16 protein-coding genes are annotated in these 15,498 nt (G+C 51.2%); 5 read left to right on the top strand and 11 right to left on the bottom strand.

Annotated elements, in window-relative coordinates; translation table 11 throughout:
* Positions 1-28: 28 nt before the first annotated feature.
* Entirely contained in the window at positions 29-1,174 is a 1,146-nt protein-coding gene (locus IE073_RS01935) for a bifunctional 2-C-methyl-D-erythritol 4-phosphate cytidylyltransferase/2-C-methyl-D-erythritol 2,4-cyclodiphosphate synthase (protein ID WP_189580607.1), read from the top strand.
* Positions 1,171-1,677, top strand: coding sequence for a CinA family protein (locus IE073_RS01930; protein WP_233349729.1), 507 nt, complete (start codon positions 1,171-1,173; stop codon positions 1,675-1,677). The genes IE073_RS01935 and IE073_RS01930 overlap by 4 nt, the downstream gene beginning before the upstream one ends.
* Here the strand turns inward: IE073_RS01930 and IE073_RS01925 are convergent.
* Positions 1,665-2,180, bottom strand: coding sequence for a type II toxin-antitoxin system RatA family toxin (locus IE073_RS01925; protein WP_189580604.1), 516 nt, complete (start codon positions 2,178-2,180; stop codon positions 1,665-1,667). The genes IE073_RS01930 and IE073_RS01925 overlap by 13 nt on opposite strands.
* Positions 2,181-2,184: 4 nt before the next feature.
* Positions 2,185-3,138, bottom strand: coding sequence for a lipoyl synthase (gene lipA / locus IE073_RS01920; RefSeq protein ID WP_189580601.1), 954 nt, complete (start codon positions 3,136-3,138; stop codon positions 2,185-2,187).
* 248 nt (positions 3,139-3,386) lie between these two features.
* Here lipA and IE073_RS01915 point away from each other — a divergent pair, with 248 nt between their 5' ends.
* On the top strand, positions 3,387-4,517 hold the full coding sequence (locus IE073_RS01915) for an acyltransferase family protein (RefSeq protein WP_189580598.1): 1,131 nt from the start codon (positions 3,387-3,389) through the stop codon (positions 4,515-4,517).
* A gap of 28 nt (positions 4,518-4,545) precedes the next feature.
* Here the strand turns inward: IE073_RS01915 and lpdA are convergent, their stop codons facing one another.
* The 9 genes from lpdA to rpmF form a co-directional block, all read right to left on the bottom strand.
* Positions 4,546-5,940, bottom strand: coding sequence for a dihydrolipoyl dehydrogenase (gene lpdA / locus IE073_RS01910; RefSeq protein ID WP_189580595.1), 1,395 nt, complete (start codon positions 5,938-5,940; stop codon positions 4,546-4,548).
* Positions 5,941-6,032: 92 nt separating this feature from the next.
* Positions 6,033-6,878, bottom strand: coding sequence for a hypothetical protein (locus IE073_RS01905; RefSeq protein WP_189580593.1), 846 nt, complete (start codon positions 6,876-6,878; stop codon positions 6,033-6,035).
* Between the two features lie 95 nt (positions 6,879-6,973).
* On the bottom strand, positions 6,974-8,311 hold the full coding sequence (locus tag IE073_RS01900; protein ID WP_189580589.1) for a pyruvate dehydrogenase complex dihydrolipoamide acetyltransferase: 1,338 nt from the start codon (positions 8,309-8,311) through the stop codon (positions 6,974-6,976).
* A 9-nt stretch (positions 8,312-8,320) separates the two neighbouring features.
* Positions 8,321-8,698 carry a hypothetical protein gene (locus IE073_RS01895; protein ID WP_189580587.1) on the bottom strand — a complete coding sequence of 126 codons (378 nt, stop codon included), beginning with the start codon at positions 8,696-8,698 and terminating at the stop codon, positions 8,321-8,323.
* Positions 8,695-10,107 (bottom strand): pyruvate dehydrogenase complex E1 component subunit beta, encoded by a 1,413-nt coding sequence (locus tag IE073_RS01890; RefSeq protein WP_189580585.1) that lies wholly within the window; start codon positions 10,105-10,107, stop codon positions 8,695-8,697. Before IE073_RS01890 ends, IE073_RS01895 begins: the two co-directional genes overlap by 4 nt.
* Positions 10,108-10,111: 4 nt before the next feature.
* Positions 10,112-11,116, bottom strand: a complete 1,005-nt coding sequence (pdhA, locus tag IE073_RS01885; protein ID WP_189580583.1) for a pyruvate dehydrogenase (acetyl-transferring) E1 component subunit alpha — start codon at positions 11,114-11,116, stop codon at positions 10,112-10,114.
* A gap of 68 nt (positions 11,117-11,184) precedes the next feature.
* Positions 11,185-11,508, bottom strand: a complete 324-nt coding sequence (locus tag IE073_RS01880; protein ID WP_189580581.1) for an FtsB family cell division protein — start codon at positions 11,506-11,508, stop codon at positions 11,185-11,187.
* A 112-nt stretch (positions 11,509-11,620) separates the two neighbouring features.
* Positions 11,621-12,907: a phosphopyruvate hydratase gene (gene eno, locus IE073_RS01875; protein ID WP_189580579.1), complete on the bottom strand. Its 1,287-nt coding sequence runs from the start codon at positions 12,905-12,907 to the stop codon at positions 11,621-11,623.
* A gap of 34 nt (positions 12,908-12,941) precedes the next feature.
* Complete coding sequence (gene rpmF, locus IE073_RS01870; protein WP_189580577.1) at positions 12,942-13,121, bottom strand: 50S ribosomal protein L32; 180 nt, start codon at positions 13,119-13,121, stop codon at positions 12,942-12,944.
* A gap of 984 nt (positions 13,122-14,105) precedes the next feature.
* Here rpmF and IE073_RS01865 point away from each other — a divergent pair.
* Positions 14,106-14,903 carry a membrane lipoprotein lipid attachment site-containing protein gene (locus IE073_RS01865; protein WP_189580575.1) on the top strand — a complete coding sequence of 266 codons (798 nt, stop codon included), beginning with the start codon at positions 14,106-14,108 and terminating at the stop codon, positions 14,901-14,903.
* A 55-nt stretch (positions 14,904-14,958) separates the two neighbouring features.
* Positions 14,959-15,498: a DUF1697 domain-containing protein gene (locus IE073_RS01860; protein WP_189580572.1), complete on the top strand. Its 540-nt coding sequence runs from the start codon at positions 14,959-14,961 to the stop codon at positions 15,496-15,498.

Below are 15,498 nucleotides of genomic sequence, written 5' to 3'. Positions count from 1 at the left end.
CAATAATTCACCAACAGCTAGGCTGCATATGACTCGCACCGCACTAATTTTGGTCGCCGCTGGAAAGGGCACGCGTGCGGGCAGCAATATCCCAAAGCAATATCACGAAATCGGCGAGCAACCCCTTATTGCCCACACGCTGAATAATATTCGAAAATCTCATATTTTCAACGAAATCCGTGTGGTTGTTAGCTCAGACGATATCTGGATTGATGGCGTTTTAGAAAGCTTGGACCTTTTCTCGGTGACGACACTCGGAGGTGCAACCCGCACTGAATCTGTGCGCGCGGGTTTGCAATCGCTGGTTAATCTCGGGATTGAGCACGTCTACATACATGATGCGGCACGTCCTTTCGTGAGTTCGCCAATGATGCAAAAGCTCTCAGAGGCCTTAAAAACCTATCAGGGGGCTGCGCCAGCGCTTCCTATTGCTGATGCCTTGAAAACTCTAGAGGGAGATTCAGTTGACCGCGATCAATTACAACGCGTCCAAACCCCGCAAGCCTTCCACTTTAATGCACTCTTTATGGCGTATAGAGACCATGCCAAAACAACGAGCTTTGCAGACGACATTGCCGTCGCACGAAAAGCGGGCTTATCGATTGCATTCACGCCGGGCGATCCAGATAATTTTAAAGTTACCTACCCCGAAGACTTTGCAAAAGCTGCCAGAATGATCGACACAAGTTATATCGCCACTGGATCGGGATTCGACGTTCACCAGTTTGATCATGCGTCGGCGGGCCCGCTTTGGTTATGCGGTGTTCCAATTGACTGCGGCTACACTTTGCTTGGACATTCAGACGCGGATGCGGGTCTCCATGCCCTCACGGATGCTATTCTCGGCGCGCTTTGTTTTGGCGACATTGGCGACCATTTCCCCCCATCTGACCCGAAGTGGAAAGGCGCGGCCTCCGACAAATTCCTACGTTTCGCGATCGAGAAGCTAAGGGAACGTCAAGGCGTTTTGCAACATGTCGATGTTACATTGATCTGCGAGATGCCCAAAATAAAACCCCACCGTGAAGCGATGCGCAAACGTATCAGTGAGTTGTGCACCATACCATTATCCCGCGTGAGCGTGAAAGCGACGACAACCGAGACGCTAGGCTTTACCGGTCGCGGAGAAGGTTTAGCCGCGCAAGCGACGGCCACCGTGAAGTTTAGGGCATGAGCCAGAATATGCTCGCAGAGATTTTTTCGCTTTCCGCCAAACTGTTAAAAACAGCGACCGAACAGGGGCAAACAATCGCAACTGCTGAAAGCTGCACGGGCGGCCTAATTGGCGCAGCAATAACGTCTGCACCTGGGAGTTCGACTGCCTTCCGCGGCGGTATCATTGCCTATCATAACGACATTAAGATCGAGCAACTCGCCGTCGACCCCGCAATCATCGCAGAGTTTGGCGCGGTTAGCGGGCCTGTTGCCGAACAAATGGCGAGCGGTTGTTTAAACAAACTGGGTGTGGATATTGCGGTATCTGTTACAGGTGTCGCAGGTCCCGGTGGCGGAAGTGCAGAAAAACCTGTCGGAACCGTATGGATGGGCGTTGCGACCCGTCAGGGTGTCTATTCGGCCAAACATTTCTTTGACGGCATGGATCGCAACAAAGTGCGTGATCACACCTGCCTAGCCGCATTAAAAGCCCTACTGGCTGAACTCGATCAAACGAGCTGATCCGACCTCAGGCCGAATGACGTCATTTCGGCCACACTATCATAAGTCTCATTACCCACGAGCGGGTAATTTTGCCCTGCACGCACTTCAAACAAGTTCATAATATGTACGGCAGCCTTCCCGAATTTGTCGCGAAGTAAAAACTCAAGCGGCATGGCCTTTAGACGGACATCAACGATTACATCGACCAAAGTGGACCCATCTTCCAAGGGGTGAAATGTCCAAGTGTTCAGAAGGGATTTAACAGCGCCGCCTTTCTCCGCCTTTTCGACGGATATTTTTCCAGCAACGGAGTCAGCCACAATTTTGGAACGGAAAGTCTCACGCAGCATCTTGTAGGCTACAATGGCTTCTGCTTCGAACTCAGTCTCAGATAATTGCTTCGTCACACGCAATGCCGAGATCAGATTGATGAATTTCGGATAGTTTTCAACATCAGAAACAAGGTCAAACAAATCTTCGGGACGGTGCCGAATTCGTCTCACAAGATGTGCAGAAGGCATAGGTCTACAGCCCCAGCTGAGCGTCTCGCGCCGCGCGAAGCTGCGCGAAATCGCTATCGGCATGGTAGGATGAGCGGGTCAATGGGCTAGACGAGACCATAAGAAAGCCCTTTGCGCGGGCAATCGTCTCATATGATTTAAATTCTTCGGGAGTCACGAATCGGTCAACTTTGGCATGCTTTCGCGTGGGCTGCAGATATTGACCGATCGTCAAGAAGTCGATTCCGGCAGAGCGCATGTCATCCATGACCTGCATTATTTCTTCTTTAGTTTCACCCAGTCCAACCATCAGGCCCGATTTTGTAAATTGCGACGGATCGCGTTCCTTTACCTTTTGCAACAGGCGCAAGGAATGGAAGTAGCGCGCGCCCGGACGAATTTTCAAATACAGACGCGGAACCGTTTCGAGATTGTGATTGAACACATCGGGGCGGGCGTCGATTACGGTCTCGGTTGCCCCGTTTTTACGCAAGAAGTCAGGCGTGAGAATTTCAATCGTTGTCCGTGGCGAACTCGCTCGAATAGCTTCGATGACTTCAACAAAGTGCTGAGCACCACCGTCAGCTAAGTCATCCCGATCCACGGAAGTGATAACAACGTGCTTTAGTTTCATCTCAACGACAGCTTCAGCAATTTTCTGCGGCTCGTCAGCATCTAAGGCCTGCGGCAATCCAGTCGAGACGTTGCAGAAGGCGCAGGCCCGTGTGCAAATTTCGCCCAAGATCATGAAGGTCGCGTGGGACTTTTCCCAGCACTCCCCAATATTGGGACAAGCCGCCTCCTCGCAAACGGTCACGAGCCCTTTATCTTTGACGATTTTCCGCGTTTCAGCGTAACCTTTTGACGTTGGCGCTTTCACGCGTATCCACTTGGGTTTGCGTAATACTTCCGTATCAGGTTTATTCGCCTTTTCAGGATGTCGAACGCGATTTGAGTTTATGTCGAGCAATGTGGCCATGGTTCTGTAAATGGTCCGTTTGACACACAGATTCAACCCGATTCAACGTCCAAAGCTGTGGCGAATTTGCAAAGCGACTCGACCAATTATCCAATGCCAAAAACGGTTTTCAGACGATTAAGATATGGAATCTCGCCCACGTCGTGAACAACAACGGCAGTCGGGCACAATATTTGCAGTGGATTAACGCATCTGTGCCAATATTGGCGACGTGTTGCGTCTCTTATCGGGGACGAAAGTGGGATTTGATGAGCAATATCGCAAAAAAACCAGCCGCGCTCCCTAGCGAAGGTTTCGCGATCACCGAGGGTCACGATAACTTTTTTACGCCCCTTCGGCTTGTTTTCGCATCTCTAGTAGTTCTCGGGCACGCCTACGCAATCGCCCTGCGCGACGCTTCATTAGAGCCGCATATGCTGTATCATTACACATTCAGCTACTTGGCCGTGAACCTCTTTTTCATTGCTTCTGGGTTCCTCGTGACCAAATCTATGGTGTATCGAGGCGACACACCGAGCTTTATTTCGGCCCGTGTACTACGGATTTTCCCTGCTCTCGCGATTCACGTTCTTTTCGTCATGTTCATCATTGGCCCATTAGCTACCAATATCGCTTGGAATGATTTTTTCTCCTCGCCAGATTGGTACCTTCAACCCCTCATGGTTTTGACGTTTTTCGAAACCGATATGAATCTCCCTGGAATATTTGACACGAACGCCGAACAATTTGGATCTGCGACGCTTTGGACTCTGCGCTACGAAGTTATCGCCTACATTGGAACCTTGGCCGTATTTTCTCTGGGTTTCCTCCGTAAAAAATGGATGGTTTTGGCTCAGTTTGTCCTACCAAGCATTGGTTGGATTATCGGCACCCGCTTTGGCATCTTTGAGGCGCTACCTGGTACAATAGAAAACCTCTTTAGGTTTGGCATCGCATATGGCCTCGGCGCCGCCATTTATGCCTATCGAGAACGGTTGAATTTCGGATGGATAACACTCGCCGCGCTTATCACGGCTAGTTATCTTCTCCGAAAAACAGAGGTCCTAGAAGTCGTTATGAATGCGGTCTTATGCTGGGTCATATTCAGGGTAGCTTATATGAAAGCTCCCAAATGGGCGTGGCTCCAACGCATCCCAGACCTATCTTACGGTATCTATATCTACCATTGGTGTGTCTTGCAGTTGCTTTTCTATTGGTTCCCTCAGCTATCGGTTATGGAACTGTTTGCCCTGTCTTTCCCGCCTACGGTCGCACTCGCCGCTCTGAGCTGGTACATTGTTGAAAAGCCCATGCTGCGAAACAAAATCAAATTCGCAAATTGGTTACGCGGTCTCGGGTTCAAACGCCCGATGGCCAAACAACAATATTTGCTAGATTAAAATAGTCCTCGGCTAAAGCGCCCCGCACCTAAAAGTGGATCGTCCGATCATAGGCATCCAAGACGGCTTCGTGCATCATCTCTGATAATGTCGGATGCGGGAAAACCGTTTCCATCAGCTCGTGCTCGGTGGTTTCCAACGTACGCGCAATCGTGTAACCTTGAATGAGTTCAGTAACTTCCGCGCCAATCATGTGGGCACCTAGAAGCTCCCCAGTTTTAGCATCAAATACAGTTTTAATCATGCCCTCTGGTTCGCCCAATGCGATAGCTTTACCATTCCCAATATAGGGAAAACGGCCGACCTTAACGTCATAGCCGGCAGCTTTCGCTTGAGCTTCGGTATGACCAACGGAAGCGATTTGTGGGTGGCAATAAGTACACCCGGGAATTGAATTCGCATCAAGTGGGTGCGGGCTTTGACCTGCAATTTTTTCGATGCAGATAATGCCTTCATGGGAAGCTTTATGCGCCAACCACGGCGGCGTCGTCACATCGCCAATAGCATATAATCCCGGAACGCCCGTGCGCGAAAATTCGTCAACGACCACATGGCTGCGATCAACTTTAACGCCGAGTTTTTCCAAACCCATGTCTTCAGTGTTTCCGACAATCCCAATTGCGAGAATGACGCGATCAAACTGCAGGGTTTCGTCTTTACCGCCAGAGGACAAAATAGCCGTAACACCTTTGGCATCTGTTTTCACAGACTTCACTTGTGTCTCTGTTTTGATTGTCAGGCCGCGTTTTTCGAATGACTTACGCGCCATTGCCGAAATATCTTCATCTTCGGCAGGCAAAATGCGGTCAACCATTTCGACGACTGTTGTATCCGCGCCAAACGCCGAGAAGAAAGAGGCAAATTCCATCCCAATCGCACCGGAACCGATCACCAGTAACTTGCCTGGGATCGTATCTGGCGTCATCGCTTCGCGCGCTGTCCAAATGAAATTCCCGTCTGGTTCGAGGCCCGCTTGGGGAATAGTTCGAGCGCGGGCGCCGGACGCCAGAATAACATGTTTGGCATGATAGGCTTTGCCATCGACGTTCACTGTGGGCGCAGTTTTTCCTGGGGTCAAAGTAGCAAATCCTGGGATCACCGACACTTTATTTTTCTTCATCAAATGCTTGATTCCGCCCGACAGCTGGCTTGCGATCATCCGCGAGCGCTTGACGATTTTCGCGAGGTCAAAGCTCGGCTCTGCACTCAACCCGTAGGAGTCGGCATGTTGCATATTGTGGTAAATTTCGGCGGAACGCAGGAGAGCTTTCGTCGGGATACAGCCCCAATTTAAACAGACACCGCCCAGCTCAGATTTCTCAACAATTGCGACTTTGAAGCCCAATTGGGACGCTCGAATTGCGGTTACATATCCGCCTGGGCCTGAACCGATAACGATGACGTCGAATGATGTTTCGGACATGAAGTAATCTCCCGCAATGTGCGAAAGATATATGGCGCAAAACTGCGCCTGTTTGAACAGTTAATCTATTCAAATCAGGCTCAAAACGAACTTTATCTGTTCATACGACCAAAGACAGACGCCTCGAGGCGCTCTTCAGGTGTCATCATCAAAGCCGCTATGATTTCCAGTCGAATAGGTGCGGCAAGTTCATCAATCTCAATGTCTTCAATAATTGCGAAAGCTGACTCCGCATCACCGCGCAGAGCGAGACCTTTTCCAATTCGTGCCCGTGCCGTGTCGCGCAATTCAGGGCTAGACAGGTTTCGTCCGATCTGAGTCGCTTTTTCCATATCACCACGCGACACCGCATAATCTACGATTTCCAGAAGTGCTTCATTCCGCATATCAACGACGAGTAGTTTTTCAGCCTCGACTAAAACCCGATCATAATCGACGTCTTTGCGTGAGCTCACGAGCCCGAAGACTTCGGAAAAGTCACCTTGTGGGCCGCCGGCATATTCGTCCGCTTCGGGACGGTCGTCATGCGCGCCCACGGTTTCGTCTCTTGGCTCTTCGGACACAACATAAGTGCCTTTGGCCTCATCACGCGCATCACCGCGATCATTTTCGTCGGATTGTTTGTCGTCAGCCTCAGGCTTAGCTTCGGGCTTGGGCTCGGCTTTGGGTTTGGACGCCTTCAAATATTGATCCAACCACCGTGTTTTGGGCTTTGCCTCATCCTTCGGCGGAGACATATCGGCGGAACCTGCCAAATTATCTGTCTCTGTCTCTGCCTCGCTGGACTTAACAGTCGATGTGGTGTCACCTGATAGATCAAAACTCTTTGAGCTTTCGCTGCTAAAATCCATCGCATCGGCACCCTCTGTGCCGAAATAGACGATGGATCCAGCCAGCAATGATAAGACGCCGCCCGTGAGGATAGCTTTGGTCAACATGACAAACTCCTTGTTCAGGAGGTCTTTACCATAGTTTCCGCAACTGCGCCAATCGCCTCGCCTGTCAGGTGAGTTTCAGTCAGGTAGAGACCCGGCTAAAGCATCATTGTGATCGGGGATTCGACGTAACGTTTGAATACACCCAACCATTCCGCGCCCAATGCACCGTCAACGACGCGATGGTCACAGGTCAAGGTTACAGTCATAACGGTTGCGATGGCCAATTCACCGTCTTTGACGACTGGTCGTGGTCCGCCCGCGCCAACAGAGAGAATCATGCCGTGGGGCTCATTGATAATGGACCCGAAGGATTTGATGCCCATCATACCAAGGTTTGAGATACTAAATGTACCGCCCTGATACTCCTGCGGCTTAAGTTTCTTATCGCGTGCGCGGCCAGCCAAGTCTTTCATCTCAACGGAGATTGTCGACAGACCTTTGTTTTCAGCATGGCGCACAATCGGGGTGATCAACCCGCCATCAATAGCCACAGCAACGGCCACATCGGCGTTTTTGTGATAAGCAATGCCGTCTGGCGTAAAGCTCGCATTCGCCGCTGGTACGTTTTTCAACGCCAAGGCTGCCGCACGAATGAGCATGTCATTGACCGAAACTTTGACGCCCTCAGGCGCTTGGGCGTTCAATTCCTTGCGCATGGACAGCAACGCGTCGATTTCACAATCCACGATCAGTGGGAAATCAGGGACGTTATTGTTCGACGCCGACAAACGTTTCGCGATGACTTTACGCATCCCGTCCAATGGCTCGAGATCATATGTGCCAGCTTCGACACCCAATTTCGCGAGGTAATCCGCACCGCCAGAACGCACAGCGCCAACTTCGGTGGTCTGTGAAACGGGTGCAGGTGCAGGTGCAGCGGCTTGTGCGACAGATGCAGTTTTTGCAGCTGGCGTGAAGCTTTCAATATCGGCTTTTACAATACGGCCATGCGGTCCAGACCCCGTGACGTCTGCCAGCGTAATACCCGCCTCTTTGGCGAGGCGTTTGGCCAAAGGTGACGCTTTGATGCGATCACCAGTTTGCGCTTGGGTTTGCGGCGCAGCTTGTGGCGCAGCTGGTTTTGTTGTCGCGGTGTTGGAGCTCACCTCTTGTGTCGCCTGATCCGATTGCGCGGGTGTCGACCCGCCTCCAGAGCCTGCGGTATATCCATCCAACGCGCTCGCATCTTCATCATCCTCAAGCAAGATCGCGATTGGCGCATTGACTTTCACGCCATCCGTTCCACCCGGGACGAGCAATTTCGCAATCGTACCTTCTTCGACGGCTTCGACTTCCATCGTCGCTTTGTCGGTTTCAATTTCCGCCAGCAGGTCGCCAGACGAAACAGTATCGCCCTCTTTCACGAGCCATTTAGACAGCGTGCCTTCCTCCATCGTCGGGGAAAGGGCGGGCATGAGGATTTCAATGGGCATCGCGGTTACCTACGAGTTCGTTAAAATGTTGTTTGAAGTGACATCTTCAATGATTGGAGGCTTGATACATATGACTTTAAAATCATGATCGAAGTGATCAAAATGATAACACAATATCTCAAACTCATCTCGCTCTGACCATTGTTTCAGACTTCCCAAACCAAGGCCTTTAATAGGATCATCGTAATATGGCGGCACTGGCAACTTGTCGGAAGCATCACTCACGGAGAACCATCTAGGCTCAAATGTTATTTTCGTCTCTCTAAGGTTTTCATCCACCCCAGCTGACATAAGCACCGTTAGGGCTCTCCCATCATAGGCAAAATCTGTCGGATATGCGTAATTATCGCCTAGGAGAACCTCATACCCGTTTTGAAATCCGCTCACTTATAACACGCCCGTTTTGCCGCCTCGACCACATCTTTTGTGCCAGGCAAGCTCAAGGCTTCTAGGTTCGCGGCATATGGTAATGGCACATCGGCTTGGAAAACGCGTTCTGGCGGAGCATCGAGATAATCGAACGCTTCGGCGACGACACGCGCCGCCACTTCGGCGCCAATTCCAGACTGTCCCCAGCCCTCTTCCGCGCAAACGATGCGGTTTGTTTTCTTGACCGATTTGATCACTGTATCTGTGTCGAGTGGACGGATTGTGCGCAGGTCAATAACCTCGGCACTGATACCCTGCTCTGCCAGAATATCAGCCGCTTCGAGGCAACGTCCGACCATGCGGGAATGCGAAACAAGCGTGATGTCAGTCCCTTCGCGACGGACTTTGGCTTTGCCAATTGGAATGATGAAATCATCCATATCTGGCACGTCAAATGTCTCCCCATACATAAGCTCATGTTCGAGGAAGACGACTGGGTTCGGGTCGCGAATAGCCGCTTTCAATAGGCCCTTCGCATCGGCCGCATCATAAGGCGCGACGACTTTTAGGCCCGGCACGTTGGCGTACCAGCTGGCGTAATCATGGCTATGCTGTGCACCCACACGTGAGGCGGCACCGTTCGGGCCACGGAACACGATAGGACAGCGCATCTGACCGCCGGACATATAGAGCGTCTTGGCCGCAGAGTTGATAATGTGATCAATGGCTTGCATGCCAAAGTTCCACGTCATGAATTCAACGATTGGCTTCAATCCGCCCATGGCAGCACCACAGCCGATACCCGCAAAACCATATTCCGTGATCGGCGTATCGACGACACGGCGGCTACCGAATTCTTGGAGCAATTCGCGTGTGACTTTATACGCGCCTTGATATTCAGCGACTTCTTCGCCCATGACGAAAACAGTTTCGTCGCGACGCATTTCCTCGGCCATCGCGTCACGCAGTGCGTCTCGAACCGTTGTCTCAACCATTTTGATATTGGTCGGAATATCTGGGTCATTTGCAACGGCGACAGCTTGCGGCATGCCACCGCTCATGTCGCGGTTGGCGCCTGCGTTTTCAGGGTGCACAGCACCGGCGGTGCCTGGCTTATCATCGCCCTTGTCGTCTTCGACGATCATGTCGCCGCCAACAGGTGCCGACAACACATCGGCGCTTTCGCCATCTTCCAGCAGCTGCAGTATGACAGCGCCAACTTTGACGCCGTCTGTACCGGCTTCGATCAAAATTTTACCGACAACGCCTTCGTCAATCGATTCAACTTCCATTGTGGCTTTGTCCGTTTCGATTTCCGCGAGAATGTCGCCAGATGCAACGGTATCGCCAACTTTCACAAGCCATTTGGACAATGTGCCCTCTTCCATTGTCGGAGAGAGCGCGGGCATTTGAATATCAATAGCCATAGTATTAGCCTTCCACCGGTAGGAGTACATCGGTCCACAACTCGGACGGATCGGGCTCTGGACTCTCAAGAGAGAAGTCCGCTGCATCTTTGACGATTTCTTTTATCTCTTTGTCCAATGCCTTGAGGTCGGCTTCATCGGCCCAACCTTTGTCGAGGAGCTGATGACGAACCGCGTCAATGGGGTCGCGCTCGGAGCGCGTCTTCGTGACTTCGTCACGTGACCGATATTTCGCCGGGTCAGACATAGAATGACCCCGATAGCGGTAAGTTTTCATTTCCAAAATCATCGGACCTTTGCCGTCACGCGCATGTTTGATGGCCTTTGCGGCGGCGTCGCGAACTTCGAGGACGTTCATACCATCGACTTGAATGCCTTCGATTTCAAAGCTGCTTCCGCGCTTATATAGCTCAGTTTCAGCAGAGGAGCGTTCAACGGACGTCCCCATCGCATATTGGTTGTTCTCAATAATAAAGACGACAGGCAAATCCCAAAGTTTCGCCATGTTGAAGGTCTCGTAGACTTGGCCTTGGTTTGACGCACCATCGCCGAAGAAGGCGAGGCTAACGGACCCATTGCCGAGATATTTGTTGGCGAAGCCAAGACCTGCGCCCAGTGGCACTTGCGCGCCAACGATACCGTGACCGCCGTAGAAATGTTTTTCGGTCGAGAACATATGCATCGATCCGCCCTTACCGCGAGACAAGCCGCCGGAGCGTCCTGTAAGTTCGGCCATGATACCGCGGCTTTCCATACCACATGCGAGCATGTGTGCGTGATCGCGATAGCCTGTGATCATCTGATCCCCGTCTTTCATCGCCGCGCGACAGCCGGTAACGACAGCTTCTTGACCGATGTAAAGATGGCAGAAGCCCGCGATTTGGCCCATGCCGTAAAGCTGACCAGCTTTTTCCTCGAACCGGCGAATGAGGAGCATCTCTCTGTAGTAGGAGAGCAACTCGTCTTTATCCGTTTTGGGTTCAGACTTCTTAGAGGGCTTTTTTGCCATGTGCGGACCTGTATTTCGTATGTGAAATAAACGCGCTGCTGCGCCCGCACGTTTTCGACATCAGAACCCTATGGGTCAAGCCAAATCGTGATTTCATTCGTGTCCGAAACAAACAAATCCCGACGCGCCGCGATCTCCAGCGCATCTAGGTCAAGCCCGTCATTCGATAAGGCGTCAACACGGGCCTTCAGATCCGCGTGACGCGCTTGGCGCGCATCCAACTTAACCTGTAAAACCTTGGCCTCATCGGAATAGCTAATCCAGGACAACAGACCTTGCGAGCCTGAAAAAGCGTGAAAAGCCAGATAGGCATAAAGCGCCATCAGCCCCAAGGCTGGAGCGCGGCGGCGCAAATCAAGTTGCGGCAAGCGGATATGTGAAAGGCGGTGCACGCCTGTCTATCGGAAATTATGGTTAGGAACAGCTTAACACGGCCCGAAAGACCGTGGATTAAGTTTGCGCTGTTCCCACCGAAATCGTTACTTACGCAATTATGCGGAAAGCTTATGCTCTCCCGCGAGGCATCACGGACCAACCTGCATAGACGGCCATTTCGCCGAGCTGCTCTTCAATACGAAGAAGTTGGTTATATTTGGCGAGACGGTCCGAACGTGCGAGCGAGCCCGTTTTGATCTGACCGCAATTCGTGGCAACCGCTAAATCCGCAATCGTTGTATCGGACGTTTCACCCGAACGATGCGACATGACCGCTGTAAAGCCTGCGCGATGGGCCATATCGACGGCATCCAATGTCTCGGACAAGGTGCCGATTTGGTTGACTTTAACCAAGATTGAGTTGGCAGCACCCTTTTCGATACCGGTCTTCAAACGCTTCGGGTTTGTGACGAAGAGATCATCGCCAACCAGCTGGCATTTCCCGCCAATGCGGTCGTTCAATGCGACCCAACCGTCCCAATCATCTTCGTCCATGCCATCTTCAATGGAGATGATCGGATAATTATCGACGAGGTCTTCGAGGTAATCGACAAACTCAGCCGACGTCAGGGACTTACCCTCACCTTTTAGCTCATATTTGCCATTCTTGTAAAACTCAGTCGACGCGACATCCATTGCGAGGAAGACATCTTTGCCGGGTGTGTAGCCCGCAGCTTCGATAGCGGACATGATGTAGTCCAGCGCATGTTTGGAGCCATCGAGGTTTGGCGCAAAACCGCCCTCATCGCCAACATTTGTGTTGTGACCATCGGCCTTCAACTTGCCTTTCAAGGCATGGAAGATTTCCGCGCCGCAACGTAGCGCCTCAGAAAAGCTCTCTGCGCCGACAGGCATGACCATAAATTCTTGTACGTCGATCGGGTTGTCGGCATGTTCGCCGCCATTGATGATATTCATCATCGGAACGGGCAGAACGTGGGCATGTGTGCCGCCGACATAGCGATAGAGCGGAATTTGCTGCGAATCGGCAACAGCCTTGGCCAGAGCCAAGGACACGCCGAGCATCGCATTTGCGCCCAAACGGCTTTTGTTTTCAGTACCGTCCAGCGCGATCAGGATCGCGTCAATGCCGCGCTGATTTTCCGCGTCGAGACCTTCGATCTCGTCAGCGATTTCCGTGTTCACATTGTTGACGGCATGGAGGACACCCTTGCCAAGGTAGCGGGATTTATCGCCATCGCGAAGTTCAACCGCTTCATGCGCGCCCGTGGATGCGCCTGATGGGACAGCCGCGCGGCCAAATGCACCGTCGCTGAGCGTAATGTCGACTTCGAGTGTGGGGTTGCCGCGACTGTCCAGGATTTCCCTGGCGAAAACTGTTTCGATCTCAACCATGGGAGGCTCCTAATAATAATGTAGTGTGAAAGACTTAGTCTTTAGGGGTCAGAACCTGACGTCCCTTATACATGCCTGTTTTCAGGTCGATGTGATGCTGACGACGGAGCTCACCGCTGTCTTTGTCTTCGACGTAGTTTACAGCTGTGAGGGAGTCATGCGCACGACGCATGCCGCGGCGGGAATTTGAAATCTTACTCTTAGGAACAGCCATGGTAGCCTCCATCTAAATTAGTGATGCGCGCGCATCAAAAAAGCGACCGCCAATCGAGGGGCCGCGTCAGTTGGAGCGCTACCTAATGCGAGATTCGGATTTGTGCAAGTAGTTTTGCACATCGACGTGACCCCATCGATCCATCCAGAATTATTCAGAGGATCGATAACAGGGTCTGCCCGAAGGGTAGTTGAATTTGCCTTTCGCAAAATCAACTAAGCGGCGACGCTGTCTCACTCATGGGCCAGCAGTCGAAACCGAATACAGGCATCATATTTTCAAACAAGCGCCTACGCCCACAGCCCATCGCCATATTTCAGGGGGAACTGCCGAAGTGCGATGTCTCATAAAAAGGGACTGCCCGCGTGGCCGATATTCGCGATGGAATACCAGAATAAAAATGTTGTTTTACGCAAATACCCCGCATTCAAGCTTTCGCTTAAGTGCTAGGCCACGCGGCAATGGTTTTTGATAGAACGGTAACGGCTGGTCATAGTTACACGTCGGAGCCTGCCTACCAGACCCGGACACGCAATGTCGTGCGCTCGCTCTAAAAGTCCCGGCACCATTTTGGTTCTCACACCAAAACGCTCAGACCCACCGTCCTCCGAACGAGATAGAGAGCGCTACCCTGTCCCCTGTCCGAAAGAACCTGTGTAAGTTATCACAGGTTTTGAAAGCGAGGATCATTCTCTCAAAATTGCTCATAAAGCTTTGAACCGCCTGAATATTTTATTTAACATAAAAAGGATAGATCGGCCTAATCGGGCCGTGAGGGTGTGAGCGAAGGCCTTGGCATCCCAAAAAAGAGATCATGGGGCGCTCGGAATTCTCATACAGTTTCATAAAGCAGATCCTGCAGCTAACTTAAAATTAGCTGACTTTTACTAGGATTCACTCTGACTCTTGAAGTTTATTACGAGAATACGTCTTCGAGAGGTCAAGCATAGAGCTTGGCGAATGTAGAATGGACGACACTGCTCAATGAAAAAACTAATATTTGCTTTGTTCGCTTTACTAGCCGTGGCGTCCTGCAAGCCGATTAAGGAGTTTAGAGACGGTTTTCCTGATAGCCGAATTTGGGACCTGGCGATGAAGGTGTCATTTGAACGTGGCGGTGAGATCTACACAGCGGAGGGATTTAGCCGATTATGTGTTTATCACGCGGGAAAGCTCCAAGGTATGTCCCCCCATAGTTTCAATAATGATTGGTCTGGGTCTGGTGGATATGTGAATGTGCCAGAGCTTGGGAACGTTGTTTTTCTCTGGCCCAAATCACAAGCGGGCATGATTTTAAAAAGCTCTGCGGAGCAAGGTGAGCACTACAACAGATCAAGGGAAAAGTTGTTTAGTAGTTTTCCCGATGACGAAAAAAAGCTGGTTAATGCGCACCAACAGGATTTTCGTGTCGTCGTCATTAACCCCCAAGGCGATGGAGAGTATTTTGACAATTTGAATGATTTTGTAGAAGCGAAAGATTTGAACAAAAACAATCTAAGTTTGGTTGTAGCTATCAAGACTGCCCAAGGGGAGGAAAGCAATGCTTTGCGCATAACTGATGAGCCTTGGTACAGGGAATGGAAGTCTGATCGTCTTGAAGCCTTGTCCCAATATAGCCAGTGGTGGTTGGACAAAGACTACAAGGGTCGACGTTCACCATTAGAGTTAACACTGCCGATCAATAATTTACGTGATGAGGATTTTTCGCGAAATTCGATAAAGGTATTTGGCGCGTCTGAAGCCGCAAACAAACTCAATGGATTGTGTGAGGTTAAGTCGTGACGATTGAACTAAATTTGTCGTTCGACCTTAAGAAATTCTGATTTAGGCCAACGTGATGAAGACATGGATCATACTGCTTCGCGGGATTAATGTTGGCGGCAACCGAGTTTTGAAAATGGCTGACCTGCGGGGCTTGTTGGGCGGGCTTGGATGTCAAAACGTCAAAACCTATATCCAAAGCGGCAATTGCGTTTTGGATTCGGAAATCGCAGACGCGGGAGAACTTAAGGCAATGATTGCCACCGCGATAAAGCTACAATTCGATTATGACGTACCAACATTCGCCATGACCTCTGCTGACATGGAGACCGCAATTGCGGCGAACCCCTACGACGTCGACGATGCCGCCGCGAAAAACGTGCACCTCTTTTTTCTCTCGGCTCCCGCTGTGGACGCAGACGTTCAACGGATCGAAGACCTGTGCCACGAATCTGAGGCCTACACCTTGTCAGACAGCGTGTTCTATCTGCATGCCCCGAATGGCATTTGGAAATCAAAGCTGGCGGCGGGCGTTGAGAAAACACTCGGGGTTCATACAACCGCCAGAAACTTACGCTCAGCCAATAAAATTATGGCCCTCGCAATACGCGATTAA

Origin of the sequence: Litorimonas cladophorae (genome assembly GCF_014652455.1) — a bacterium.
Classification (GTDB): domain Bacteria; phylum Pseudomonadota; class Alphaproteobacteria; order Caulobacterales; family Maricaulaceae; genus Litorimonas; species Litorimonas cladophorae.
The sequence above is the reverse complement of the archived record's forward strand: the minus strand, read 5'-3'. Positions and strand labels throughout refer to the sequence as shown.

Coding starts and splice junctions, on each gene's coding strand:
- IE073_RS01935 (WP_189580607.1), top strand. CDS start 29: ATGACTCGCACCGCACTAATTTTGGTCGCCGCTGGAAAGGGCACGCGT.
- IE073_RS01930 (WP_233349729.1), top strand. CDS start 1,171: ATGAGCCAGAATATGCTCGCAGAGATTTTTTCGCTTTCCGCCAAACTG.
- IE073_RS01925 (WP_189580604.1), bottom strand. CDS start 2,180: ATGCCTTCTGCACATCTTGTGAGACGAATTCGGCACCGTCCCGAAGAT.
- lipA (WP_189580601.1), bottom strand. CDS start 3,138: ATGGCCACATTGCTCGACATAAACTCAAATCGCGTTCGACATCCTGAA.
- IE073_RS01915 (WP_189580598.1), top strand. CDS start 3,387: ATGAGCAATATCGCAAAAAAACCAGCCGCGCTCCCTAGCGAAGGTTTC.
- lpdA (WP_189580595.1), bottom strand. CDS start 5,940: ATGTCCGAAACATCATTCGACGTCATCGTTATCGGTTCAGGCCCAGGC.
- IE073_RS01905 (WP_189580593.1), bottom strand. CDS start 6,878: ATGTTGACCAAAGCTATCCTCACGGGCGGCGTCTTATCATTGCTGGCT.
- IE073_RS01900 (WP_189580589.1), bottom strand. CDS start 8,311: ATGCCCATTGAAATCCTCATGCCCGCCCTTTCCCCGACGATGGAGGAA.
- IE073_RS01890 (WP_189580585.1), bottom strand. CDS start 10,107: ATGGCTATTGATATTCAAATGCCCGCGCTCTCTCCGACAATGGAAGAG.
- pdhA (WP_189580583.1), bottom strand. CDS start 11,116: ATGGCAAAAAAGCCCTCTAAGAAGTCTGAACCCAAAACGGATAAAGAC.
- eno (WP_189580579.1), bottom strand. CDS start 12,907: ATGGTTGAGATCGAAACAGTTTTCGCCAGGGAAATCCTGGACAGTCGC.
- rpmF (WP_189580577.1), bottom strand. CDS start 13,121: ATGGCTGTTCCTAAGAGTAAGATTTCAAATTCCCGCCGCGGCATGCGT.
- IE073_RS01865 (WP_189580575.1), top strand. CDS start 14,106: ATGAAAAAACTAATATTTGCTTTGTTCGCTTTACTAGCCGTGGCGTCC.
- IE073_RS01860 (WP_189580572.1), top strand. CDS start 14,959: ATGAAGACATGGATCATACTGCTTCGCGGGATTAATGTTGGCGGCAAC.